This window comes from Curtobacterium sp. MMLR14_002, assembly GCF_001864975.1.
GTDB classification, from domain to species: domain Bacteria; phylum Actinomycetota; class Actinomycetes; order Actinomycetales; family Microbacteriaceae; genus Curtobacterium; species Curtobacterium flaccumfaciens.
In genome coordinates this window covers 87,078-110,602 of the sequence record NZ_MJGT01000050.1, presented here as the reverse complement: position 1 = coordinate 110,602, position 23,525 = coordinate 87,078, and the positions used below count along the sequence as shown (strand labels likewise).

Sequence of the window (23,525 nt, the reverse complement as noted above, 5' to 3'; positions counted from 1 at the left end):
CAAGGCACCGACGACGGGAGCAACGATGCACCTCGACCTGACCGACCGCGTGGTGGTCGTGACCGGCGCAGCGCGCGGGATCGGCCGCACGCTCGCCGACCGCTTCGTCAGCGAGGGGTGCCGTGTCGTCGCCCTCGACCTGGCCTTCGAGCCGGACTTCCCGCTCGACCACGTCGTGTGCAACGTCGCCGACCCGCAGTCGGTGCGCGACGCCGTGGACGAGGTCGTCCGGCGGCACGGCACGATCGACGTGCTGGTCAACAACGCCGGCATCAACGTCACGGGCACGGTCGCCGAGCTGGAGTGGGACGCCTGGCGCCGCTGCATGGACGTCAACCTCGGCGGCACGTTCCTGATGAGCCAGGCCGTGGCTCCGGTGATGCAGGCGGCCGGGCGCGGTCGGATCATCAACGCCGCATCGTTCGCGGCGATCGTGCCCAGCGTCGGGAGCGCGGCCTACGCGGCGTCGAAGGCAGCCGTCGTCTCGTTCACCCGGGTCCTGGCGTCGGAGCTCGGCCCGTGGGGGATCACCGTGAACGCCTACGCACCGGGGATGGTGCCGACGGCGATGAACGGCTTCGCGACGATGCCGGCCGAGGCGCAGGACCGCCTGCTCGACACGCTGTCGCTCCGCCGGTGGGAGACGCCGGACGACGTCGCCGACCTGCTCGTCTTCGTGGCGAGCGACGCCTCGGGCTACATCACCGGCACCCTGCTCGACGTCTCCGGCGGCAAGCTCGCGACGCAGATCCCGGCACGCGCACACGGCCGCTGAGGGTTCAGCGGAGCATCCGCTCCAGGAGCGCGCGCAGCTGCCGCCGGTCCCGCTCCGGCAACCGAGCGGTGAGCGGCAGCAGTGCATCGCGGATCGCGCCCTCGAGCGAGCGCGCCACCTCGAGACCGGCGTCGGTGATCACGACGTCCACCGCCCGGGCGTCGTCCGCGTTCGGCTGCCGTGCGAGCAACCCCTTCTTCTCCGCGCGCGCCACCAACCCGGTCATCGTCGACTTCTCGAGCCCCAGGTACTGCGCCAGGTCACCGATCCGCAGACGACGGTCCCGCAGGATCGCGAGGACCCGCAGCTGCGTCAGCGACAGCCCCGCATCGGCCGCGAGCCCGGTCAGCGGGCCCATCGTCCGGAACGCAGCCTCGCCCAGGGCATCGACGAGCTGCTGGTCCTCGGTCATCTCCTGCACCGCTCCAGCCTAGTTGACGAACTTCGTGATGCGAACTACGTTGTTCGTAACACGAAGCAAATGGAGGACACCATGCACGCAGCAGTCGTCACCGAGTTCGGCCACGTCCCGACCTGGCAGGAGTTCGACGAACCGACTCCCGGACCCGGCGAGGTCGTCGTCGACGTCGTCGCGGCCGGTCTCCACCCTCGGGTCCGCTCGCAGGCCGACGGTTCGCACTACACCAGCGAGGGCGCGCTCCCCCTGGTCCCCGGCGTCGACGGCGTCGCCCGGTTCCCCGACGGCACGCTCCGCTACGTCGCCGTCGCGAGCGACACCCGCGGCACCATGGCCGAGCGCGTCGCGGTCGACCCGCGGGCGAGCGTCGTCCTGCCCGACGGTGCCGACCCGGTCACCGTGGCCGCCGGCGTGAACCCGGTGCTGTCGTCATGGGCGGCCCTGCGCCGGCGGATCGACTTCGCCCCGGGCAGCCGCGTCCTCGTGCTCGGCGCGACCGGGGCCTCGGGTACCGCGGCGGTGCAGGTGGCGAAGCACCTCGGTGCCGCACACGTCGTCGCGAGCGGGCGCAACCCGGAGCGGCTGGCGGCGCTCACCGCCCTCGGCGCCGACGTCGTGCTGCCGTTGGCCGACGTCGACGCCCTCGGTGCAGCGGCAGCCGACGTGGACGTCGTCATCGACTACGTCTGGGGCCAGCCCGCGGCGGACGTGATGCGCGCCGTCGTCACCGCCCGCACCGACCCGGGCCGACGATTCGACTGGATCGCGATCGGCTCCACCGCGGGACACGAGGCGACGATCCCGTCCGCTGCTCTGCGCGCCTCGGGCCTGACGATCGTCGGCAGTGGGCAGGGCTCGGTCGGCCGCGCCGGGTTCGTCGCCGAGCTCCCAGGCATCGTCGGTGCGATCGCGGACGGCACCGTCCGGGTGGACGCGACGGCCGTGCGGTTGGCGGACGTCGAGGCGACGTGGGCCGGACAGCCCGCCGGGAGCACGGGCAGAGTGGTGTTCACAGTGTGAACCGAGCGCGGGCAGGCTGTCCGGTCGCACAGGTTTTCCACATCCCACTCTTCGTAGGCTGTGAGGGCCCAGTGAGCCGGACTGCAGCCCGACCCCGAGGAGGTGCCCGATGGTCCTCGTCCTCGTCGCGTTCGCGATCGTCGCCCTGATCGTCCCCGCCCTGACCCCCGTCCTCGGCCGCCGCGTGTTCACCGTGGCCGCCCTCGCGCCCGCAGCCGCCGCCGTGCTGACGGTGCTGCAGACGGACGCGGCCCTGCACGGCAGCGTCGTCGAACGGCACCGGTGGGTCCCGCAGCTCGACCTCGAGATCACGCTGCGGATGGACGCCCTGTCGTGGGTGCTCGCCCTCGTGGTGTCGGTCGTCGGCGCGTTGGTGCTGGTCTACTGCGCCTCGTACTTCGCGCGGGACGAACCCGGGCTCGGTCGGTTCGCCGGGGTCCTGACCGCCTTCGCCGGCTCGATGTACGGGCTCGTGATCGCCGACGACGTCATCGTGCTGTTCGTCCTGTGGGAGGCCACGACGGTCTTCTCCTACCTGCTCATCGGGCACGACGCCGCGAAGCGTGCCAGTCGCGCCGCCGCCATGCAGGCCCTCGTGGTCACCACCGCGGGTGGTCTGGCGATGCTCGCGGGCCTCGTGATGCTCTCGGTCACGGCGGGCACGACCTCGCTGTCCGCGATCGTCGCCGATCCCCCGAGCGGCACGGTCGTCTCGGTGTCGGTGGTCCTCGTGCTGCTCGGGGCGCTCACGAAGTCGGCGATCGTGCCGTTCCACTTCTGGCTCCCCGCCGCGATGGCCGCACCCACCCCGGTCAGCGCGTACCTGCACGCCGCGGCGATGGTGAAGGCCGGCATCTACCTGGTAGCCCGGCTCGCCCCCGCGTTCGCGCTGCTCGACGGCTGGCGCGAGACGATCACGCTGCTCGGCGTCGCCGGGATGCTCGTCGGCGGGTACCGGGCCCTGCGGCAGACCGACCTCAAGCTCCTGCTCGCCTACGGCACTGTGGCCCAGCTCGGGTTCCTCGTGCTCGCCGCCGGCTGGGGTGCCCCCGCGGTCGCCCTGGGCGGGGTCGCGCTCCTCGTGGCCCACGCTGCCTTCAAGTCGACGCTCTTCCTGGTCGTCGGCGCGATCGACCACGTCACCGGCACGCGTGACCTCGGTCGACTCAGCGGGCTCGGCCGCGCCCGCCCGTGGCTGGCAGTCGTCGCGGTGCTCGCGCTGCTGTCGATGGCCGGCATCCCGCCGACGATCGGCTTCGTCGCGAAGGAAGCCGTGCTGACCGGGTTCACCGAGTCCCTGCACGGCCCCGACGCCGGCTGGGCCTGGTTCGCCCTGATCGGCGTGACCGTCGGTTCGGTGCTCACCGTGGCCTACTCGCTGCGGTTCCTGTGGGGCGCCTTCGCCCGCAAGCCCGGCGTCGCGACCACCGAGCCGCACGCCCTGCACGGCCTCGCCGTCGTGCCCTCGGTGCTCGCGCTGGCCGGGCTCGCACTCGGCCTGCTCACCCCGTTGGTCGCGCACGGCATCGAGCCCGCTGCCACGACCGCCGCACTCGGCGGCGAGGAGGTCCCGCACCTCGCGCTCTGGCACGGCCTCGAACCCGCACTCGGCCTGTCCGCGATCACCCTGGTCGGCGGCCTCGCACTGTTCGCCCTGCGCCGTCCGGTCGAAGCGCTCCAGCACCGGCTCGCGGGGTTCCCGAGCGCTGCGGGCACGTACCGGCACGGCATGCGACTGCTCGACCGTGGGGCGACCGGACTCACCGCGAGCCTGCAGCGCGGCTCGCTCCCCTACTACCTGACGGTGATCCTGTCGGTCTTCGTCGCCGGGGCGCTCGCCAACCTGGTGCTCGGCGGGCCGTGGGAGTTCCACGTCCGGTTCGCCGACTCGTGGGGCCAGATCCCGGTGATGATCGTGATGTCGATCGCGGGCATCGCGGTGCTCACGGCGAAGACCCGGTTCGCCGCCGCGGTCCTGGTCGGCGTCACCGGCTACGGCCTCTCGGTGCTGTTCGTCCTGCACGGCGCCGTCGACCTCGCCCTGACGCAGCTCGTGGTCGAGACGGTCACCCTGATCGCCTTCGTCCTGGTGCTCCGACGGCTGCCCCCGCGCATCGCCACGACCAACCCGTCGCGGTTCCGGGTCGTGCGGGCGCTCTTCGCCGGGCTGGCGGGGCTGACGCTGGCGATCGTCGTCGTCGTTGCTGCCTCGGCCCGGACGGCACGCCCCCTCTGGCCCGACCTGCCCGCGCTGACGAGCTCGTTCGGGCACGGTCTGAACGTCGTGAACGTCGCCCTCGTCGACCTGCGCGGCTGGGACACGCTCGGTGAGCTCACCGTCGTGGTCGCCGCGGCCACCGGCGTCGCGAGCCTGATCTTCGTGAACTCGCGTGAGGACACCCTGCCCCGGCTGCGCGACCTGCCGGAGACCCTGACCGCGAACGGCGAGCGCACCGACGGCGAGCCCCGCGCCTGGCTGCCGACGAGCGCCGCGATCCCGACCGGCCGTTCGGCACTGCTCGACGTGGTCGTCCGCCTGCTGTTCCACGGCCTCATCGTGCTGTCGGTGTACCTGCTGTTCGCCGGGCACAACTCGGCCGGTGGCGGGTTCGCCGGTGGGCTGGTCGCCGGTATCGCCCTCGCGGCCCGCTACCTAGCCGGCGGCCCGGCCGAACTCGGTGCAGCGGCCCCGGTGCGTGCCGGTCGACTGCTCGGGCTCGGTGTCGCGACGGCAGCGATCACCGCGATCGTGCCGCTGTTCTTCGGCCGTGAAGCCCTGTACTCCGAGTTCTTCGAGGCCACCGTCCCGATCCTCGGGCACGTCGAGTTCGTCACCGCCACGTTCTTCGACATCGGCGTCTACCTGGTCGTCGTCGGCCTGGTGCTCGACGTCCTCCGCAGCCTCGGTGCCGAGGTCGACCGGCAGCGCCTCGAGGACGCCTCGACCCCGACCCGCGACACCACCGAGGGGTCCGTCAGCGACGCCCTCGATGCCCCCACCCCGGAAGGGAGCGCCACGTGACCGTCACCCTCGTCCTCGTGATCGCCATGGCGGTGCTGTTCTCGTGCGGCGTCTACCTGCTGCTCGAACGCTCCCTGACCCGGATGCTCCTCGGCTTCCTGCTGCTCGGCAACTCGCTCAACCTGCTGCTGCTGGTGATGTCCGGCGCCGCGGGCGACCCGCCGATCGGCAAGAGCGCCGAGGGCATCACCGACCCGCTCCCCCAGGCGTTCGCACTGACCGCGATCGTGATCACCTTCGCCGTGAGCGCGTTCCTGCTGGCCCTGATCCACCGGTCGTGGCAGCTGTCCCGCGCCGACGAGGTCGAGGTCGACGAGGCCGACGCCGCGATCGGCCGTGACCGCGACGAGCCGGCCGACGAGGACCCGGAGACCACCACCGACGCAGAACAGGAGGCGACCCGATGACCTGGCTCGTCCCGCTCCTCGTCCTCGTCCCGCTGCTCGGTGCCGCGGTCGCGCTCGGACTCCTCCGGCACCAGAAGCTCCAGCGTGCGATCACCGTCGTGGTGCTCGTCGTCGCCCTGGCCGTCGCCGCCACGCTCATGGTCCTGGTCGACCGGCACGGCACGATCGTGGTGCAGGTCGGCGGGTGGGACGCCCCGTACGGCATCTCGCTCGTCGTCGACCGGCTGAGCGCCCTGCTGCTCACCGTCAGTGCGAGCGTCCTGCTGCTCGTCCTGCTCTTCTCGATCGGGCAGGGTCTGGCCGCCGACGACGAGGACGCCCCGGTCACGATCTTCTACCCGACGTACCTGGTGCTCGCCGCCGGTGTGCTCGACTCGTTCATCGCCGGTGACCTGTTCAACCTGTACGTCGCGTTCGAGATGCTGCTGGTGGCGAGCTACGTGCTCATCACGCTGGGCGGCAGCGAACAGCGCGTCCGGGCCGGCACGACGTACATCGTCACGAGCCTGATCGCGTCAGCGATCTTCCTCGCCGCCATCGGGCTGGTCTACGGCGCCACCGGCACGGTGAACATCGCCCAGATCAGCGAGCGCGTCGCCGACCTGCCGGAGCACGTCCAGCTGCTCCTGCACACGATGCTGCTGATCGGGTTCGGCATCAAGGCGGCCGTGTTCCCGCTGGCGTTCTGGCTGCCGGACTCGTACCCAACCGCCCCGGCGCCGGTCACCGCGGTGTTCGCGGGCCTGCTGACCAAGGTCGGTATCTACGCGATCATCCGGCTCGAGACGGTGATCTTCCCGCGACCACAACTCAACGAGGTGCTGCTCGTCGTCGCCGCACTGACGATGGTGGTCGGGGTGCTCGGCGCGGTGTCGCAGACCGACGTGAAACGGCTGCTGTCCTTCACGCTGATCAGCCACATCGGCTTCATGGTGATGGGCGTCGGACTCGGCACCGTCGCGGGGACGGCGGCAGCGGTGTTCTACACGGTGCACCACATCGTCGTGCAGACCACGCTGTTCCTGGTGTCCGGTCTGATGGAGCGCGTCGGCGGGACGACCTCGACCCGGTCGCTCGGCGGACTGCTGAAGGCCGCACCGCTGCTGGCCGCCCTGTACCTGATCCCCGCGTTCAACCTGGGCGGGATCCCGCCGTTCTCCGGCTTCATCGGCAAGCTCGGCCTGTTCCGCGCCGCCGCCGAGGACGGTTCCCCGATGGCGTACGTCACCATCGGCGCCGGCGTCGTCACCTCGCTGCTCACCCTGTACGCGCTCATGCGGGTCTGGGACGCCGCCTTCTGGCGGCCGAAGCCGGCGGCCGAGGCCGCCGCCCCGCACGCGACGAGTGCCGAACCGCACGCCCACCTGCGGTCGCCGGAACCGGCGCCGCTCACCGTCTCCGAGGAGACGGGCGAGACCTACCGCCCGGGAGGCTCGGTGACGGTCACCGACGCACCGCACGCAGCCACCGCCTCCAGTCCGACCACCGGCGCGACCGAGGCGGTCGGCGAGGCTCCCGAGAAGGTGCGCCTGCCGCGCATGCTCGTCGGGGTGACGACGATCGCGGTGCTCGGGTCCGTCGCGCTGACCGTCGTCGCCGGCCCGCTCTACGGCTACGCGACCCGCGCAGCGGAGTCGCTGGAGTCGCCCGACCGCTACGTGCAGGCCGTGCTCGGAGGTGAGCGATGACCGACGTCCGCCGCATCTCCAACGCCAGGCGGATCGCGCTGGCGTGGCGCTACGACGTGCCCCTCGTCGCGGGACTCACCGTGCTGTGGGCGCTGCTCTGGGGGTCGTGGACCCCGCTGACGCTGCTGTGCGGCATCGTCGTGGCGCTCATCGTCACCCAGGCGTTGCCGCTCCCGCCGGTCCCCCTGTCCGCACGGTTCTCGATCGTGCACGTGCTGCGGTTCCTGGTGGTGTGGTCCGGGCTCGTCGTCGTGGCGTCCTTCCGGGTCGCCTGGGTCGCGTTCCGACCCCGCGGTGTGCGGCGGAGCTCGATCACGCTCGTGCAGCTGCACTCGACGTCAGAGATGACCTTCACCCTGGCCACCCTCGCGATCTCGCTCGTGCCCGGCTCGTACGTCGCCGACGTGGACCTGCGGCGCCGTCGCCTGCTGCTCCACGTGCTCGACACCGAGCGCCTCGAGCAGGTCGAGGACGAACGCCGCGTCGCACTCCGGATCGAGGCCATGGTCATCCGCGCACTGGGGTCCAAGCAGGACGTCTCTGAGCTGTCCGAGCCCCTGCCGGAGGTGACCCGATGAGCCCCGCCGTCGTCGTGATGGGCATCGCCGTCGCGCTCGTGCTCGCGCTCCTCGGGGCGACGTTCGCCCTCGCGGTGTTCCGCATCGTGCGCGGCCCGACCATCCTCGACCGCATGATCGGCTCCGACATGGTGCTGACCACCGTGCTCGTGGTGATCGCCGCCGCGATGGTCATCCGCCAGGACCTGACCGGCATCCCCGTGCTCGTGGTGATCTCGGCGACGAGCGTCTTCGCCACGGTCGCCGTGGCCCGGGCGGTCACGCCCTCGGCCGACCCGTCCGACGAGGGGCTGACCGTCACCACCCCCGAGCGCGCCGAGGAGGACCAGTCGTGATCGAGATCATCGAGTCGTTCGTCGACGACGCCGGCATCCGGGCCTGGATCGCCATCGGGCTGCTGCTCGTCGGGTCGCTGCTGTCGCTCGGCGCCGGGGTCGGCATCGTCCGGTTCCCGGACCCGCTCGTCCGCCTGCACGCGATGGCGAAGCCCCAGGTGCTCGGGCTCGCACTCGCCCTGGCCGCCATCGTGGTCGCGGTGTGGACGTGGACGGCGTTCTGGGTCGTGCTGCCGATCATGGTGTTCCAGCTGTTCCTGGTGCCGGTGTCGACGCACATGATCGCGCGCGCCGGCCTGCGTGCCGACGACTACCGGCACGAGGACCTGCTGGTCGACGACACGGAGTCCTGATCCTTTACGAGCGTTATCTCATTTTATGTGCGATGACTAAAGCAGGATAAACTCGATAAGCTCCCGCCGTGGACAGCGTCAGGAATCCCTACACGCCCAATGCAGGCGCCACTCCGGAGATCGTGGCCGGCCGCGTCGAGCACACGCGGGCCTTCGAGGTACTCCTGCAACGCCTCTCCCGAGGACGCACCGACCAGTCGCTCATCATGACCGGTCTCCGCGGCGTCGGCAAGACGGTGCTCCTCAACGAGTTCGCCGACCTTGCTCGGACCGCGAAGTGGGAGGTCGTGGAGCTGGAAGCGAGCAAACACGACGACGGCCAGTTCCGGCAGACGATCGCCTCACTGCTCCGATCAGCCCTGCTCCAGATCTCTCCACGGAAACGGTGGACGGACCGCGCACGTCGAGCAGCCGAAGTCCTCACCGCGTTCGGGATGTCCGTCGCCCCGGACGGCACCTGGTCCATGACCTGGGACGTCGAGCCAGCTGAAGGGCTCGCTGACCACGGCGATCTCGCCTTGGACCTGACCGACGTCCTCGTCGCGCTGGGCGAAGCCGCACAGGAGCACGGACGCGGTGTCGCGATCCTCGTCGACGAGGTGCAGTTCCTGCGGTCCGCGCAACTCGAAGCGCTGATCCAAGCCCTGCACAAGACCGTGCAGCGGAAGCTCCCGATCACCTTCGTCGGGGCTGGACTCCCCCAGATCGCAGAACTCGCCGGGGATGCGAAGTCCTACGCAGAGCGGCTCTTCCGGTTCCCCGAGATCGATTCGCTCGGCGAAGACGACGCACGAGAGGCGCTCATCCGCCCCGCGGAGCTCGAGGACGCGTCCTACGATCCCGACGCGGTCGATCTCGCACTGGAGATCACCAAGGGCTACCCCTACTTCATCCAGGAGCTCGGGTACCAGGCCTGGGAGATCGCGGCCGGGCCGGTCATCACCCTCGACGACATCGATGCAGCCCGCGAGGGCTACCTCACGAAGCTCGATAGGTCGTTCTTCCGTGTGCGACTCGATCGGGCCACGGGGCTGCAGACCGCGTACCTCCGCGCGATGGCCGAACTCGGACCGGATGCCCACAAGGCTTCTGACGTCGCAAGGGTGCTGCACCGAGAATCCACCCAGCTCGGGCCGACGCGCGCAGAACTCATCGACATGGGCCTGCTGTACACACCGGAACACGGGTTCGCCGCCTTCACTGTGCCGGACTTCGACCAGTTCATGCTGCGGGCGGTACCGGAGCTCGTCATCCCGGAAGTGCGGCGGCGCCCCCGCCGCGGGGCCGGTGCTTGACCCGGCGCGGGAGCAGCAGGTTGCCGACCGCGGCGACCACGACGATCGCGGCGGAGACCGCCGGCAGCAGCATCGCTGCGGCGGTGCCGTGGTGCTCGGCGACGTCCCCGGTGATCGCGGAGGCGATCGACTGGCCGACGATGACGGCGGACCCGAGGATCGTCATCGTGGTCGCGGACCGGCCGACCGGTGAGCGGTCGGAACCGAGGCTGTACTGGGCGACCAGGGTCGGCCCGATCCCGATGCCCATGATCGCGAGGATGACGCCCGCGGCGACGACGGAGTCGGCGCTGGCGAACGCGATCGCACCGGCGAGGAGCACGACGCCGAACACGAGCCAGCGCCAGCCGAGGCCGAAGGCCCGGGGGAACGCTGCCGACCCGAGCGCCAACCCGGCGGAACCGATGCCCATCAGGCCGTAGAGCAGGCCGGCCTGCGAGGCTTCGCCGTGGGTCTCCATGAAGGCCGTCAGCGAGGTGAGCGTCGAGCCGAAGAACAGGCCGATGCCGAGGATGCCGACGACCACGACGACGAGCCGCGGGCGCAGGAGCTGCCGGGCGGGTGCCTGCGTCGACTCCGCGTGCTGGCCGACCACGAGCTTGCCGGTCGGGTGCAGCGCGAACGCCGTGACGAACACGAACGTCAGGACCGAGGCGCCGGCGACGGCCACCCACGGGGCGATCGCGCTGGCGAGGATGCCGACCAGGAACGGACCGATGATGAACACGGTCTCGTCGGCGGCGGACTCGTAGGCCATCGTGCCGCTGAGGGTCTTCTCGCGCCGCGCCGGGGCCATGCGCTGCCGGATGATCGCGACGAGCCGGGTGCGGGACATCGGGGCGACCTGCGGGGCCGAGGCACCGATGCAGAACGCGACCGCGAGGACGGCGAGGTCGGGCGCGGTGCCGCTGACGACGAACGGGAAGAACCCGAGCAGCGCCGCGTTCACCAGGCCGACGGGGACGAGCACCGCCCGCTGGCCGTAGCGGTCTGCGGCGGCGCCGACCATCGGGCCGAAGATCGCGGAGCCGATGCCGACGGCGGCGGAGTTGATGCCGCCGAGGGCGACGGAGTCACGGGCGGCGACGACGAGGGTCAGGACGCCGACCACCATCATCGCGAACGGGAGCCGGGCGATGAACGCCACGGGGAAGTACCAGCGTCCGGCGAGGGAGACGAGTGAGCGGTCCGGAGCGGGCGGGGCGTCGGTGGAACGGGTCTGGAGCATCGGGGTTGTGCCTTCTCGGCCCGCCCGGTTCGGTGGCGGCGGACCCATCGGGTGCCGCCGTTGTCCGCCGGGATGCCGGCGGCCGGTAGATACACACTGCGTGTTGTCGAACGCTGTCGATGGTACCAACCGGCCGCCGCGCCCCGGAGGAGTTCGCTCCGGGCGCCGTCCCGGCGGTCAGCCGCGGTGCGGTCGCAGACCGTCGCCTGCGGCGCCGCCAGCCGACAGTTCGTGACCAGTCGGCGGGCGACCCGCGACGTGTCGTGACCAGCCGGCGGGGCCGGCCACGCGACGCGACGCGACCGGACGACGGCCGGGAGGCGCGTGGCGGGGTGCCCAGCGCCTCCCGGCCGCCGCGCCGCGCGCCCAGGGCACCGCAGCGGTCACGACACCCCGTCGGTCGTCCGCGGTGCGGTCGCAGACCGTAGCCTGCGGCGCCGCCAGCCGACAGATCGTGACCGCTCGGCGGGCGACCCGCGACGTGTCGTGACCAGCCGGCGGGATCCGCCGAGCGACGAGATGCGACCGGCCGAGGGACTGCTGCGGCGTGGCGCTCGGGTCAGGAGACCTCGCCCGCGCGGGCTCCCGCCCACAGGTCGACATCCGTGATGCCGACCGAGTGCTCGTCGATGACGCGGAGCTCCTCGTCGGTGAACGAGGTGTTCGACAGCGCGGCGACGTTGTCCTCGAGCTGCGACACCCGCGACGCACCGATGACGAGCGAGGTCACCCGCTCGTCGCGGAGCGCCCAGGCGAGGGCGAGCTGCGCGAGGGACTGTCCGCGGGCGGCCGCGACGTCGTCCAGGGCACGGAGGTGCTCGACGACCTCGGGCGTGATGCTCGACGCGTCGAGGGACTTGCCCGCTGCCGCGCGGGAGTCCTCGGGCACGCCGTTCAGGTACTTGCCGGTCAGCAGCCCCTGCGCCAGCGCGGTGAAGCCGATCACGCCGAAGCCGAGCTCGCCGGCGGCGTCGAGCAGCCCCTCGGTCTCGATCCAGCGGTTGAGCATCGAGTACGAGGGCTGGTGGATCAGGAGCGGGGTCCCGAGGTCGCGGAGGATCTCCGCTGCCTGCCGACTGCGCTCGGCGTCGTACGACGAGATGCCGACGTACAGCGCCTTGCCTTGCTGGACCGCGGTGTGCAGGGCGCCCATCGTCTCCTCGAGCGGGGTCGAGGCGTCGAGACGGTGCGAGTAGAAGACGTCGACGTAGTCCAGGCCCGTGCGCTGCAGCGACTGGTCGAGCGAGGCGAGCACGTACTTGCGCGAGCCACCGCCCTGCCCGTACGGCCCCGGCCACATGTCCCAGCCGGCCTTCGTCGAGACGACCATCTCGTCGCGGTAGGGCCGGAAGTCCTCGCGCATCAGGCGGCCGAAGTTCACCTCGGCAGCACCGTACGGCGGGCCGTAGTTGTTCGCGAGGTCGTGGTGGGTGATCCCGAGGTCGAACGCCCGGCGGCTGATGGCGCGCTGGTTCTCGAAGGGCATGTCGTCCCCGAAGTTGTGCCAGTACCCCAGGGAGAGCAGCGGCAGGTCGAGGCCCGAGCGGCCGGTCCGGCGGTACGTCATCGAGTCGTAGCGGTCGTCACTGGCGATGTAGGTCATGGGACGAGCCTGGCACTCGTTCGAGCCCTGGCCTCGCATGCTTCGCTTCGCGGACCCATGATGGGTGCACGAGACCACGAGGAGACGACGATGGCACGGACGACGAAGACCGAGACCACCTTCACCGACGAGGAGCGCGCGGCGATGCAGGAGCACGCCGCGGAGGTCAAGCGCGCCCGTGGCACGAAGGGCACCAAGGCCGAGAAGGCGGCGGCCGACGCCGCTGCGGTCGAAGCGAAGATCGCCGAGATGCCCCAGCCGGACCGCGGGCTGGCGGAGCGCATCCACCGCATCGCGCTCGAGGTCGCGCCCGAGCTCGCGCCGAAGCTCTGGTACGGCATGCCCGCCTACGCCCGGGACGGCAAGGCGGTGTTCTTCTTCCAGGACGCCGCCAAGTTCAAGGCCCGCTACGCGACACTCGGGTTCCAGGACTCGGCCGCGCTCGACGACGGCACGTTCTGGCCGACGTCGTGGGCGATCAGCCCCGAGTTCTCCGAGGCCGACGAGGCACGGGTGGCCGACCTGATCCGTCGCGCGGTCGGCTGACGGTGCTCGGGCTGGGCGCCGCTCCCGTCTTCGCCCTGCTGTTCCTGGTGCTGTACGTCCTGGGGCGGCGACGGGACCCGCGGATGCTCCGCAACGGGGTGTTCCTGACGGCGGCCGTGCTGTTCGGGCTCGCGACGGTCGTGGCTGTGCTGACCAGGGTGGTCCCCGGGTTCAGCCTGCTCGTCGCCGTGGTGCTGCTGCTCGTGCCGCTCGCCGTGGTGGTGCTCGGCGTCGCCCTGGTCGCGAACGGTCTGCAGATGCTCCGGGCCGAGGGGCGCAGCGTCGGCAACCTGCTGTCGCTCGCCGCCGGCGTGGCGGTGTTCGTGCTGCCGGCGATCGCCATCGCCCTGCTTGTCTCGGGCAGCGGCGAGGGCTTCACACTGTGGGACGGCACGAAGATCGCGATCGCCGTGCTGATGGTGTTCGTCTGCGGGTACTTCGCACTGTCGCTGGTCGCGTTCGCCCTGTACTCCGTGGTCTACGGGCGGACGCGGCACGGCATCGTCCCCGACACGATCGTGGTCCTCGGCTCCGGGCTCGTGCACGGCGAGGTCCCGCCCCTGCTGCAGAGCCGGCTGGACCGGGCGCTCGGCGTCTACCGGGCCGAACGGGCAGCCGGACGCCGACCGCTCCTCGTGCCGTCCGGCGGACAGGGCGACGACGAACCCCGCCCCGAGGGGACCGCGATGGCCGAGTACCTGGTGGCGCACGGTGCCGACGCGGACGACGTCGTCGCGGAGACCGCGTCGCGGAACACCCGCGAGAACCTGCGGTTCTCGCGGGACGTGCAGACGGCCGCCGGTCGGGACGGCCAGATGGTCGTGGTCACGAACAACTACCACGTGCTGCGGGCGGCGACCCTGGCCCGTCGCCTCGACCTGCCGGCGCAGGTCGTCGGCGCGCGCACGGCGGCGTACTACGTCCCGAGTGCGTTCCTGCGGGAGTTCGCCGCGGTGATCGTCGAGCACCGCTGGCTCAACGTGGTCGCCTGCACGCCGTTCGTGCTGTTCACCGGGTTCCTGCTCTGGGAGTCGTTCCAGCAGCGGTAGACGCGACCCACGGACGGACTGGAGGCCCGTGGCGGGCCCGCCACGGGCCTCCAGTCCGAGCCGCCGTAAGATCTCGACCATGGTCGAGATCCAGCCGCCACGTCCCACCGACCTGCTGCCCATCGGCGAGATCGTGCGCCGCACGGGCGTGGCCGCCTCGGCCCTGCACTTCTACGAGCGCAAGGGGCTGATCCACCCGGAGCGCACCGACGGCGGGACGCGGATGTACCCGCGGCACGTCGAACGACGGATCGCGATCATCCAGGTGGCCAAACGCCTCGGTATCCCGCTCAGCGAGGTCGCCGAGCAGTTCGAGGCCCTGCCCGCCGACCGCATGCCCTCGCTGCGCGACTGGAACCGGTTGAACGAGCGGTGGCGCGCACGACTGCGGGCCCGCCAGCTCGAGCTCGAGCGGCTGCAGCAGGAGATGACGCAGTGCATCGGCTGCGGCTGCGTCTCGCTCGGGGCGTGTTCGGTCGTCAACCCCGGTGATGCCCTGGGCGACGAGGGGCACGGTGCGCGTCGTCTGCTGCCGATCCAGGACGATGCGGCCGACGATGCCGACGCCGCTGCCGACGACGACGCAGCTGCTGCCGCCGACGCCGCTGTCGCCTAGCCCGCGCGCAGTCCGTCGTCGATCCGCTGCAGCAGCTCCAGCGCCTCGACCGCACCCCGTTCGTCGCCGCCGAGGGCCGTCCGGAGCTTGCCGGACCAGTGCCGGTAGAGCCGGTCCACGCTCTCCTGGGCCAGGGCGGTCGAGTGCAGCTGCACGGTCCGGGCGTCCGCCGGGTCCTGGCGCCGCTCGACCATGCCCTTCGCCACGAGCGACCGGAGTGCGACGCTGAGGTTGCTGCGCTGCAGGGCGGTCGCCTCGGCGGTGGCACTGGGCGAGGTGCCGGGGTTGCGGTTGATCCAGCGCATCACGAGCGCTTCGGTGCCGGTCAGCGGCACGATGTCGAGGGTCTCGGAGCCGTGTGGATCGATGTCACGCGCGATCCGGAGCAGGACGTCCGCGAACTCGGCGAGGACGTGGTCGGACACGGCGGAGTGCATGACCGTACTGTACCGATCTACGGCAATGAGTTATGCTTTCATAACAATGACCACGGACACCGGAACCATCCGCGCGACGATCGCGACACCCACGACCAAGCAGCAGGGCATCACGACCGCGCTGCTCCTGGTGCTCGGCCTGCTCAGTGCCGTCGCCCCCTTCGCCACCGACCTGTACCTGCCGGCGTTCCCGCAGATGACCACCGAGCTCGGGGCAAGCGCCACCGCCGTCCAGCTCACCCTGACCGCGTTCCTGGTGGGCGTGACCGCGGGCCAGCTCGTGTTCGGTCCGCTGTCCGACCGGTTCGGCCGCGTGCCGCCGCTCATCGCCGGTGCCGCGGTGTGCGTGCTCGCGAGCATCGCCGCGGTGCTCGCGCCGAACATCGGCGTGCTCATCGCTGCCCGCCTGCTGCAGGGCCTCGGCGGTGCAGCCGGCATGGTGATCAGCCGTGCGGTCATCTCCGACCTGGCGACCGGCAAGTCCGCCGCCCGCGCGTTCTCGCTCATGATGATCGTCGGCGGGGTCGCCCCGGTCGTCGCACCGCTGCTCGGCGGCCTGCTCACCGGTCCGATCGGCTGGCGCGGCCTGCTCTCGATCGTGCTCGGCCTGTCGGTCGTCATGCTCATCGCGGTCCTCGCCGTGATCCGCGAGACCCACCTGAAGGAACACCGCGACGCCCTGCGCGAGGAACGCCGTGGCTCGGGCTCGGCCCTGCGTGCCCTGCGCTCCCGCACGTTCCTCGGCTACACCGCCGTGTTCGGCTTCGCGTTCGCCGTGATGATGGCCTACATCTCCGCGTCGCCGTTCCTGTACCAGGACATGATCGGCTTCGGCACGGTCGGCTACGGCCTGGCCTTCGGGCTGAACGCCCTGGCACTGATGGGCGTCAGCATCCTGTCCGCCAAGCTCACCGCGACCCGTTCGGTCACGGGCGTGCTGTCGCTCGGCATCGTGCTGGTGCTCGCGTCGACCGTGGCGTTCGCGCTGCTCGTCGTCTCCGGGGCGCCGGTCATCTGGCTCGCCGTGCCGCTGTTCACCGCGGTCGGCTCGCTCGGTCTGGTGCTCGGCAACGCCACCGCACTCGCCCTCGGTGCCGTGCCCTCGGCCGCCGGCAGCGCCTCGGCCGTGCTCGGTGCCCTGCAGTTCGGGCTCGCGGCGCTCGTGTCCCCGCTCGTCAGCATCGGCGGCTCGGACACCGCGGCGCCGCTGGCGATCGTGATGCTCGCCGCCGCCGTGGTGGCCGTCGTGGCGCTGCTCGCGGCGCGGGGCCGGACCAGCACGACCAGCACGCTCAGCTGACCCGAAAGGACACCGGCCGCTGATCCGGAACGACACCCGCCGCTGACGTGGAACGACACTGTCGACGTCGCCCGACATCGACAGTGTCGTTCCGCGTCGACCAGACCGCCCCCGGCCCCAACCCGCCCGGCGTCAGCCCCGCCCCGGCCGCAGGAACGGCACCCGCGGCATGAGCCAGTCGACCCACACCACCCGCACCCCCGGCGCCACGGCCAGTGCCCAAAGGATCGAGGCAGCGGCGTCGGTCGGGTAGTGCACCGCGTCGATCGACACCGCGAAGAACACGATCACGATGGCCACGACCCCGAGCGTCAGGGCGAGCCGGTGCCACCGCGTCTCGCGGAGCAGCCAGATCAGGGCGATGACGAACGCCGTGATGTAGACCGTGTGCCCGCTCGGGTACCCGGGGTCGGGCTGCACGGGGAACGGGTGCGGCAGCACGGCGACGTCGGGCCGGGCGCGGTGCACGATCTCCTTCACGATCGCGGACGGCACCCACGTGATCGCGATGGTGCCGCCGAACGCCAGGGCCGGGCGCAGGTCGCGCGTGCGCCACCAGATCACGGCGACGACGACGACCGTGATCCCGATCGCCGGTGCCGGACTGATCACGTGGTAAACCGCCGTGCTGAACGCACCGATGAACCCGGTGTGCAGCGCGTTGAGGGCCTTGGACAGCCCCAGGTCCACGGTGCCGAGGGTGAACCCGACGATGGTGATGACGACGACCGCGATGACGGCGATCGCCACCGAGACGAGCGGGTACGGCGAGCGCTCGAGGATCCCGTACGCGGCGGGCTCCCGTCGGCGGGGACGGAGGAGCGGCGCGTCGTCGGTCATCCCGCCATCGTCGCAGCACGACCCCGGCATCCCAGGGCGAGTGAGCCTCACAAAACTCCGAAAGCGTTCAGCGCAGCGGTCGCGAGTAGACAGGGCCCATGCCAACCGTTGCCGAGAACATCGTCGCCACCCTCCGCGCCAACGACATCCACCGGGTCTACGGCCTGCCCGGGGACTCCCTGAACGGCTTCACCGACGCCCTGCGCAAGGACGGCACGATGCGGTGGGAGCACGTCCGGCACGAGGAGGCGGCCGCGTTCGCCGCCTCTGCCGAGGCCGCCCTGACCGGTGACCTGACCGTCTGCGCCGGCAGCTGCGGGCCCGGCAACCTGCACCTGATCAACGGCCTGTACGACGCGAACCGTTCGCGGGTGCCGGTGCTGGCGATCGCCGCCCACATCCCCACGGCCGAGATCGGCTCCGGTTACTTCCAGGAGACGCACCCGCAGGAGCTGTTCCGCGAGTGCTCCGTCTACGTCGAGTACGTCGCCGACCCCGTCCAGATGCCCCGCCTGCTCGAGATCGCGATGCGCGAGGCGATCGAGAAGCGCGGCGTCGCCGTGCTCGTGATCCCGGGCGACGTGCTGCTCGCCGAGGCGAAGGACGACCGCACCACCCGCATCGAGCGGGCCACCCCGCGCATCGTGCCGAGCGAGGCCGAGCTGCAGCGCACCGCCGACCTGCTGAACGGTGCCGACCGGATCACGATCCTGGCCGGAGCCGGCGTCGCGGACGCCCACGACGAGGTCGTCGCCCTGGCCGAGCGACTGCAGGCCCCGATCGTGCACGCGCTGCGCGGCAAGGAGTACATCGAGTTCGACAACCCCTACGACGTCGGCATGACGGGCCTGCTCGGCTTCGCCTCCGGGTACCGCGCGATGGAGGACGCCGACGTCGTGCTCATGCTCGGCACGGACTTCCCGTACCAGCAGTTCTTCCCCGCCAAGGCGAAGCACGTGCAGGTCGACATCCGCGGTTCACAGCTCGGCCGGCGGCACCCCGTCGACATCGGGCTGGTCGGCACCGTCAAGGACACCGCCCTCGCGCTCATCCCGCTGCTGACCGGCTCGCACCCGACGAAGCACCTCGAGGACTCGCTCAAGCACTACCGCAAGACCCGCGAGAAGCTCGACGACCTGGCCGTGCCCGCTGGCCGGAAGAAGCCGCTGCACCCGCAGTACGTCGCCCGGGTGCTCGACCGGCTCGCCGCGGAGGACGCCGTCTTCATCCCCGACGTCGGCTCCCCCGTCGTCTGGGCCTCGCGCTACCTCACCATGAACGGCAAGCGCCGGCTGATCGGCTCGTTCGTGCACGGCACGATGGCGAACGCCGTCCCGCAGGCGATCGGTGCGCAGACCGCGTTCCCGGACCGGCAGGTGATCGCCCTGGCCGGTGACGGCGGGCTGACGATGCTCCTCGGTGAGCTCATCACGATCGTGCAGAACAAGCTGCCGGTGAAGATCGTCGTGTTCGACAACTCGTCGCTCAACTTCGTCGAGCTCGAGATGAAGGCCGCCGGCTTCGTGAACTACGGCACCGAGCTGCAGAACCCCGACTTCGCCGCCGTCGCCGAGGCGATCGGCATCAAGGGGTTCCACGTCGACGTGTCCGACGACTTCGAGGACGCGATGGCCGCCGCGCTCGCGCACGACGGCCCCGCACTCGTGTCGGTCCGCGCGAACCGCCAGGAGCTCTCCATGCCCCCGGCGGTCACGCTCGAGCAGGCAAAGGGCTTCACGCTCTACGCCATCCGCACGGTGCTGTCGGGTCGCGGCGACGAGCTGCTGGACCTCGCGTCCACCAACGCGCGCCAGCTGCTGTAGACGCGACCGGACGACGGCCTGGAGGCCCGTGGCGGCGCCGCCACGGGCCTCCAGGCCGTCACGACGTCACCACCCGAGCGTCTGGCCGTCCTCCAGGAACACGCCGGTGGGGCCCTCCGGGCCCGCGCTCGCGGCGGCCGCGATCGTCGCGGCGCTGACCTCGACGGGGCGACCGTGCGGGTTCGGCATGCCACCGAACTCGGTGGCCGTGTAGCCGGGCTCGATCGCGACGAAGTGCACCTCGGGCACGACGCGTGCGTACTGCACCGTCAGCATCGAGACGGCGGCCTTCGACGCGCCGTAGACCACGGCCGGCACGCTGAACGCCGGCTTCGACGGGTCGTGGGTGGCGGTGAAGGAGCCGAGCGCGCTCGACAGGTTCACCACGATCGGGTTCGCGGAGCGACGCAGGAGCGGCAGCGCGGCCTCGGTCGCGCGGATCGTGCCGACGGCGTTCGTGTCGAAGACGGCGAGTGCGTCCGGGCCGCTCTGCCCCCACACGGCGATGCCGGCGTTGTTGACCAGCACGTCGAGTCCGCCGTTCGCGTCGACGTGGGCGAAGGCCGCGGCGACCGAGTCGTCGTCGCGGACGTCGAGCTGGACGGAACGGGCGCCGATCTCGGCGGCGACCGCGGCGCCCTGGTCGGCGTCGCGGGCGCCGATCCAGACGGTGTGGCCCGCCTCGACGAGCTGGCGGGCGGTTTCCTTGCCGAGGCCGCGGGTGGCCCCGGTGATGAGTGTCGTTGTCATGGGTCCAGCGTCACGCTCGGCGACGACCGCAGGGAGTCGACCGGTTGTCGTAGGACCGGCAGGGCCAGGGTCAGGGTCAGGCAGACTGCCGAGCGTCGAGCGCCTCGTGCACCGCTCTGACCGTGGGGACGTAGTGGCGGCGGTTGGAGATCCGGACGTCCCGCAGTGCGGGCAGTTCGAGCAGCACGCGCAGGTCGCCGTCGACGATCCGAGTCGACTCGTACAGGTGCAGCGTCTCGAGAGCGGTCAATCCCCGGAGTGGGTCCAGGGTCGGGAAGTCACCGCAGTTCCCAGCATTGAGATGACGGAGCCGTGTCAGACCGGCCACGGGGTCCAGGTCCGGGATCTTCCGGTTGCTCCCGAGGTCCAACCTCCGCAGGTTCGCCGCGAGCCCGCGGACTCCGCTGACGTCGGTGAGTCGTCGGGCGACGGCCACGGTCAGGTCGTCCAACCCGGTCAGTGATTCCACCCCGTGCAACGACCGGAGGCTCGGCCAGTCGTCGAGACGGAGCTTGCGGAGCGACGTCATCGCGGAGAGCGGCTGCAGGTCGTCCGCCGAGTAGTGCCCCGCGTACAGGTCGTCGAGCGGCGCCGCGTTCGTGACCCCGCCGTCCAGGTACTTCCAGAAGGCGACGGCGAGACGGCGCAGCCGCGGGAACGCCGCGAGGTCGATCCGCACCTTCAACCCGGCGTGCAAGTGGAGGAACTCCAGGTCGTGCAGCGTCCCGAGCGCCGAGACGTCGTCCACGTGCCGAGCGATCATGAAGAAGCGCCGGAGCGGGAGGTCCCGGACGAACTCGATGTGCGTGTCGGGGAACCCCGCGCCGATGCGGAGCCCCTGCACCTTGCCGGACCGGACGAGCTTGCCGATCTTCGGGTCCCACGGACCCCGCAGCACGGCGTCCTCGCCGGGCCCGAACGGGCTCGGACCGATCGTGTACGACTTCACGGTGCTGACCTCGGGTGTTCGGGCGGCGGGAGACGCTGCTGATCCTCCCATCGGTGGGACCAGCAGGGCCAGGACCCGGTCGCCCGTGGCGCGCAGACTGGGGACATGGCGGACACGGACTTCGGGCACACCCTGCGGCGACTGCGCGACCACGTCTCCCCCGAGGCAGCGGGAGTGGTCGTCGGGTCGCGTCGGCGTGCGGCGGGTCTGCGGCGTGAGGAGCTGGCCGGGCTGGCGGGGATCTCCGCCGACTACCTGACCCGGCTCGAGCAGGGGCGGGCGACCTCGCCGTCCGCCCAGGTCGTCGAGGCGCTCGCGCGGGCGCTGCGGGTCGCCGATGCCGACCGCGAGCTGCTCTACCGGCTCGCCGGGCACGCGGTCCCCGGCGCCGACGTGGTGCCGTCGAGGATCCCACCGAGCGTGCAGCGACTGCTCGACCGCCTGGCGGACACCCCGGTCGCGGTGCTCGACGCCGCGGGGAACCTGCTCGTCGCCAACGCCCCGTACGACGCACTGATGGGGCCGATCGGGGCACTCCGCGGGAACGACCGGAACACCGCGTGGCGGCACCTGGTGGGGTCCGGCAGCCGCGCCGTGCACACGCCCGAGGAGCAGGCGGCGTTCGAGGCGAACCTGGTGGCTGGACTCCGGATGACCGCGGCGCGCTACCCGCTCGACCGCCAGCTGCAGCAGCTCGTGCGGGACCTGCGGGCGGCGAGCCCGCGGTTCGTCGAGCTGTGGGACTCGGGCTCGACCGCGCTCGGCGAGACCGCCCGCCGGAAGGTGATCGACCACCCGGACGTCGGGCTGATCACGCTCGACTGCGACACCCTGGTCGTCGGTCCGGAGGACCTGCGGATCCTGGCGTACACGGCCGAACCCGGGTCGGTGGACGCGGAGCGGCTGGCCCTGGCGATCGTGGTGGGGACGCAGTCGTTGGTGGAGTGAGGCGGGGGTTCGATTTCGGTGTGCCCCGACTCCGACGCGGCCGGACTAGCGAGCGGGCCGCACAGTTCTCCGCGGTGGGAGCGCAAGGGAACCACGACTGTGGAGGACGAGCAGGACCAGCCCGAGGGCCACCGGGAGTGCCACCAACTCGACGGACCCGCTCCCGACGTCCATCGCGCGGACTTCCTTGACCGCGAGCGCCCCGACGTACGGGACGAGACTCAGGACGATCGTGAACGCTGTCCGCCACCACCGCATGATCGCGAGAACGACGGCGCTGATCTCGAGCACTGCCGTCCCGTACCAGGCGTAGAGGTTCCCGTCCCACAGGGACCGGCTGTACTGCCACTGTCCGGGATCACTGACGCTGCAGTAGCTGAGGGCGCCGAGCAGGAACCATCCGACGGCTGCTGCCGCGGTGTGCTGGGAGCGGTGCGGGCGCCCGAGGACCGCGACGACCGCACACGCGCTGAGCAGGAGCAAGGTCGCCCGGTCGACACTCCAGACGCCCGGGTACCGGTTCAGGAGGTACGGCGACACGGTCCCGAGCAGCACGGACACCAGCAGGACGACGCGCCCGACGTTCCACCGGCCGGAGAGCGCAGTGACGAGGGCGATCACCCAGAGCGCCGCGAACACGAAGCCCGTGTCGCGGAAGGGTCCGACCTGCACCATCGATCCCGGAGCCGGGTTGCCGGTGATCCACGGCGCCCAACTCGAGAACAGGAACTCGGCGAGAGCAAGCCCGGTGCCGAGGGTCAGGGCCACCGTGCTCGCGGGGTTCCGCACATCGGCCACCACGAGCCCGTCGAGCCGCAGGCCCACGCCGTGCTCGGCGATGGCCCGACGTTCCTGGCGGGTCGGACGCTCTCGGCCTTCGCCCTCGGCGACGTCGAGGAGCGTCCCGACGAGCGCGTCGGCGTTCGCGGACCGCCACGCAGCCGGGTACCAGGCGAGCAGTCGCCGGTACCGAGCTTCGAGTTCGGCGCTCATGCTCCGGCCACCTTTCCGGAGATGCTCGACGTGCGCGGCAGACGGGCACGCACCGCGCGCAGCCTGACCTCGAGTCGCTCGGTCTCCAGCGCGAGCCGCTGTTCACCCTGGGTGGTGAGGGCGAAGTAGCGCCGGAGACGCCCCCCAACGACTTCGTCTCCGGCGCCGGTCACCAGTCCGTCCTGTTCGAGACGTTCCAGTGTCTTGTACAGCGTCGTCACCGGCAGGCTGACGTCGCCCTCCGTGAGCTCGGTGACGGCCTGGATGATGCCGTACCCGTGGAGCCGTCCCCGGGCGAGGGTGGTCATGACCCAGAACGCCGGCTCTCGCAACTCTGCTGTTCGCATGGGGAGACCATATGCCCGGAATGGGAATATTTCCACCTCTCCAGATGAGCGCTGCGACGACTGCGGCGCGATGCCGCTCCCCCACTTCGCGGGTGATGCCCGCCCTCGGGCTCAAAGACGCTTCACAGGTTGGCTACGATCCGAGGGCGCCGGCTTCCGGCGATCGCACTCGTCCGGCCGTAGTCGGACGGCACACCCGAGGGGA

The 23,525-nt window shown here is 71.3% G+C and carries 24 protein-coding genes; 15 read left to right on the top strand and 9 right to left on the bottom strand.

Going from position 1 to position 23,525, the window contains the following annotated elements; translation table 11 throughout:
* Positions 1–25 precede the first annotated feature (25 nt).
* A complete protein-coding gene (locus BIU91_RS07100; protein ID WP_071404819.1) occupies positions 26–775 on the top strand; it encodes an SDR family NAD(P)-dependent oxidoreductase in 750 nt (249 codons plus the stop codon).
* A 4-nt stretch (positions 776–779) separates the two neighbouring features.
* On the opposite strand, the gene BIU91_RS07095 is transcribed toward BIU91_RS07100, so the two are convergent.
* A complete protein-coding gene (locus BIU91_RS07095; RefSeq protein WP_071404818.1) occupies positions 780–1,187 on the bottom strand; it encodes a MarR family transcriptional regulator in 408 nt (135 codons plus the stop codon).
* Positions 1,188–1,268: 81 nt separating this feature from the next.
* Between BIU91_RS07095 and BIU91_RS07090 the strand changes: the two genes are divergently transcribed.
* From BIU91_RS07090 to BIU91_RS07055, 8 genes are all read left to right on the top strand, one after another.
* Entirely contained in the window at positions 1,269–2,213 is a 945-nt protein-coding gene (locus BIU91_RS07090; protein ID WP_071404974.1) for a zinc-binding alcohol dehydrogenase family protein, read from the top strand.
* Between the two features lie 109 nt (positions 2,214–2,322).
* On the top strand, positions 2,323–5,235 hold the full coding sequence (locus tag BIU91_RS07085) for a Na+/H+ antiporter subunit A (protein ID WP_071404817.1): 2,913 nt from the start codon (positions 2,323–2,325) through the stop codon (positions 5,233–5,235).
* Positions 5,232–5,642, top strand: coding sequence for a Na(+)/H(+) antiporter subunit C (locus BIU91_RS07080; protein WP_017887553.1), 411 nt, complete (start codon positions 5,232–5,234; stop codon positions 5,640–5,642). Before BIU91_RS07085 ends, BIU91_RS07080 begins: the two co-directional genes overlap by 4 nt.
* Positions 5,639–7,330: a Na+/H+ antiporter subunit D gene (locus tag BIU91_RS07075; protein WP_071404816.1), complete on the top strand. Its 1,692-nt coding sequence runs from the start codon at positions 5,639–5,641 to the stop codon at positions 7,328–7,330. Before BIU91_RS07080 ends, BIU91_RS07075 begins: the two co-directional genes overlap by 4 nt.
* Entirely contained in the window at positions 7,327–7,908 is a 582-nt protein-coding gene (locus BIU91_RS07070) for a Na+/H+ antiporter subunit E (RefSeq protein ID WP_071404815.1), read from the top strand. The genes BIU91_RS07075 and BIU91_RS07070 overlap by 4 nt, the downstream gene beginning before the upstream one ends.
* Positions 7,905–8,243, top strand: a complete 339-nt coding sequence (locus BIU91_RS07065; RefSeq protein ID WP_051597118.1) for a hypothetical protein — start codon at positions 7,905–7,907, stop codon at positions 8,241–8,243. Before BIU91_RS07070 ends, BIU91_RS07065 begins: the two co-directional genes overlap by 4 nt.
* On the top strand, positions 8,240–8,596 hold the full coding sequence (gene mnhG / locus BIU91_RS07060; RefSeq protein ID WP_071245814.1) for a monovalent cation/H(+) antiporter subunit G: 357 nt from the start codon (positions 8,240–8,242) through the stop codon (positions 8,594–8,596). The genes BIU91_RS07065 and mnhG overlap by 4 nt, the downstream gene beginning before the upstream one ends.
* 68 nt (positions 8,597–8,664) lie before the next feature.
* Positions 8,665–9,891, top strand: coding sequence for an ATP-binding protein (locus tag BIU91_RS07055; RefSeq protein WP_071404814.1), 1,227 nt, complete (start codon positions 8,665–8,667; stop codon positions 9,889–9,891).
* On the opposite strand, the gene BIU91_RS07050 is transcribed toward BIU91_RS07055, so the two are convergent.
* Positions 9,845–11,119: an MFS transporter gene (locus BIU91_RS07050; protein ID WP_071404813.1), complete on the bottom strand. Its 1,275-nt coding sequence runs from the start codon at positions 11,117–11,119 to the stop codon at positions 9,845–9,847. The two genes, BIU91_RS07055 and BIU91_RS07050, sit on opposite strands and share 47 nt — an antisense overlap.
* Positions 11,120–11,678: 559 nt before the next feature.
* On the bottom strand, positions 11,679–12,722 hold the full coding sequence (mgrA, locus tag BIU91_RS07045) for an L-glyceraldehyde 3-phosphate reductase (RefSeq protein WP_071404812.1): 1,044 nt from the start codon (positions 12,720–12,722) through the stop codon (positions 11,679–11,681).
* Positions 12,723–12,812: 90 nt separating this feature from the next.
* Here mgrA and BIU91_RS07040 point away from each other — a divergent pair, with 90 nt between their 5' ends.
* The 3 genes from BIU91_RS07040 to soxR all read left to right on the top strand — a co-directional run bounded on the left by BIU91_RS07040 (position 12,813) and on the right by soxR (position 14,933).
* The gene (locus BIU91_RS07040; protein WP_196783353.1) at positions 12,813–13,268 is read left to right on the top strand and encodes an iron chaperone; all 456 of its coding nucleotides are present in this window, start codon (positions 12,813–12,815) and stop codon (positions 13,266–13,268) included.
* A gap of 2 nt (positions 13,269–13,270) precedes the next feature.
* Positions 13,271–14,317: a YdcF family protein gene (locus tag BIU91_RS07035; protein ID WP_071404810.1), complete on the top strand. Its 1,047-nt coding sequence runs from the start codon at positions 13,271–13,273 to the stop codon at positions 14,315–14,317.
* A gap of 79 nt (positions 14,318–14,396) precedes the next feature.
* The gene (soxR, locus tag BIU91_RS07030; RefSeq protein WP_071404809.1) at positions 14,397–14,933 is read left to right on the top strand and encodes a redox-sensitive transcriptional activator SoxR; all 537 of its coding nucleotides are present in this window, start codon (positions 14,397–14,399) and stop codon (positions 14,931–14,933) included.
* Here the strand turns inward: soxR and BIU91_RS07025 are convergent.
* On the bottom strand, positions 14,930–15,370 hold the full coding sequence (locus BIU91_RS07025; protein WP_216852147.1) for a MarR family winged helix-turn-helix transcriptional regulator: 441 nt from the start codon (positions 15,368–15,370) through the stop codon (positions 14,930–14,932). The two genes, soxR and BIU91_RS07025, sit on opposite strands and share 4 nt — an antisense overlap.
* A gap of 46 nt (positions 15,371–15,416) precedes the next feature.
* Between BIU91_RS07025 and BIU91_RS07020 the strand changes: the two genes are divergently transcribed.
* Positions 15,417–16,670 carry a multidrug effflux MFS transporter gene (locus BIU91_RS07020; RefSeq protein ID WP_071404808.1) on the top strand — a complete coding sequence of 418 codons (1,254 nt, stop codon included), beginning with the start codon at positions 15,417–15,419 and terminating at the stop codon, positions 16,668–16,670.
* 132 nt (positions 16,671–16,802) lie between these two features.
* Here BIU91_RS07020 and BIU91_RS07015 read toward each other — a convergent pair whose 3' ends face one another.
* Positions 16,803–17,510, bottom strand: a complete 708-nt coding sequence (locus tag BIU91_RS07015) for a phosphatase PAP2 family protein (RefSeq protein ID WP_071404807.1) — start codon at positions 17,508–17,510, stop codon at positions 16,803–16,805.
* Between the two features lie 98 nt (positions 17,511–17,608).
* Between BIU91_RS07015 and poxB the strand changes: the two genes are divergently transcribed.
* Entirely contained in the window at positions 17,609–19,333 is a 1,725-nt protein-coding gene (poxB, locus tag BIU91_RS07010; RefSeq protein WP_071404806.1) for a ubiquinone-dependent pyruvate dehydrogenase, read from the top strand.
* A gap of 66 nt (positions 19,334–19,399) precedes the next feature.
* Here poxB and BIU91_RS07005 read toward each other — a convergent pair whose 3' ends face one another.
* Positions 19,400–20,083 (bottom strand): SDR family NAD(P)-dependent oxidoreductase, encoded by a 684-nt coding sequence (locus BIU91_RS07005; RefSeq protein WP_071404805.1) that lies wholly within the window; start codon positions 20,081–20,083, stop codon positions 19,400–19,402.
* A 76-nt stretch (positions 20,084–20,159) separates the two neighbouring features.
* Complete coding sequence (locus tag BIU91_RS07000) at positions 20,160–21,032, bottom strand: leucine-rich repeat domain-containing protein (RefSeq protein ID WP_071404804.1); 873 nt, start codon at positions 21,030–21,032, stop codon at positions 20,160–20,162.
* 105 nt (positions 21,033–21,137) lie between these two features.
* On the opposite strand from BIU91_RS07000, the gene BIU91_RS06995 reads away from it, so the two are divergent.
* The gene (locus BIU91_RS06995; RefSeq protein WP_071404803.1) at positions 21,138–21,980 is read left to right on the top strand and encodes a helix-turn-helix transcriptional regulator; all 843 of its coding nucleotides are present in this window, start codon (positions 21,138–21,140) and stop codon (positions 21,978–21,980) included.
* Positions 21,981–22,025: 45 nt separating this feature from the next.
* Here the strand turns inward: BIU91_RS06995 and BIU91_RS06990 are convergent, their stop codons facing one another.
* The gene (locus tag BIU91_RS06990) at positions 22,026–22,973 is read right to left on the bottom strand and encodes a hypothetical protein (protein ID WP_071404802.1); all 948 of its coding nucleotides are present in this window, start codon (positions 22,971–22,973) and stop codon (positions 22,026–22,028) included.
* Entirely contained in the window at positions 22,970–23,320 is a 351-nt protein-coding gene (locus tag BIU91_RS06985) for a PadR family transcriptional regulator (RefSeq protein WP_071404801.1), read from the bottom strand. The genes BIU91_RS06990 and BIU91_RS06985 overlap by 4 nt, the downstream gene beginning before the upstream one ends.
* Positions 23,321–23,525: the final 205 nt, after the last annotated feature.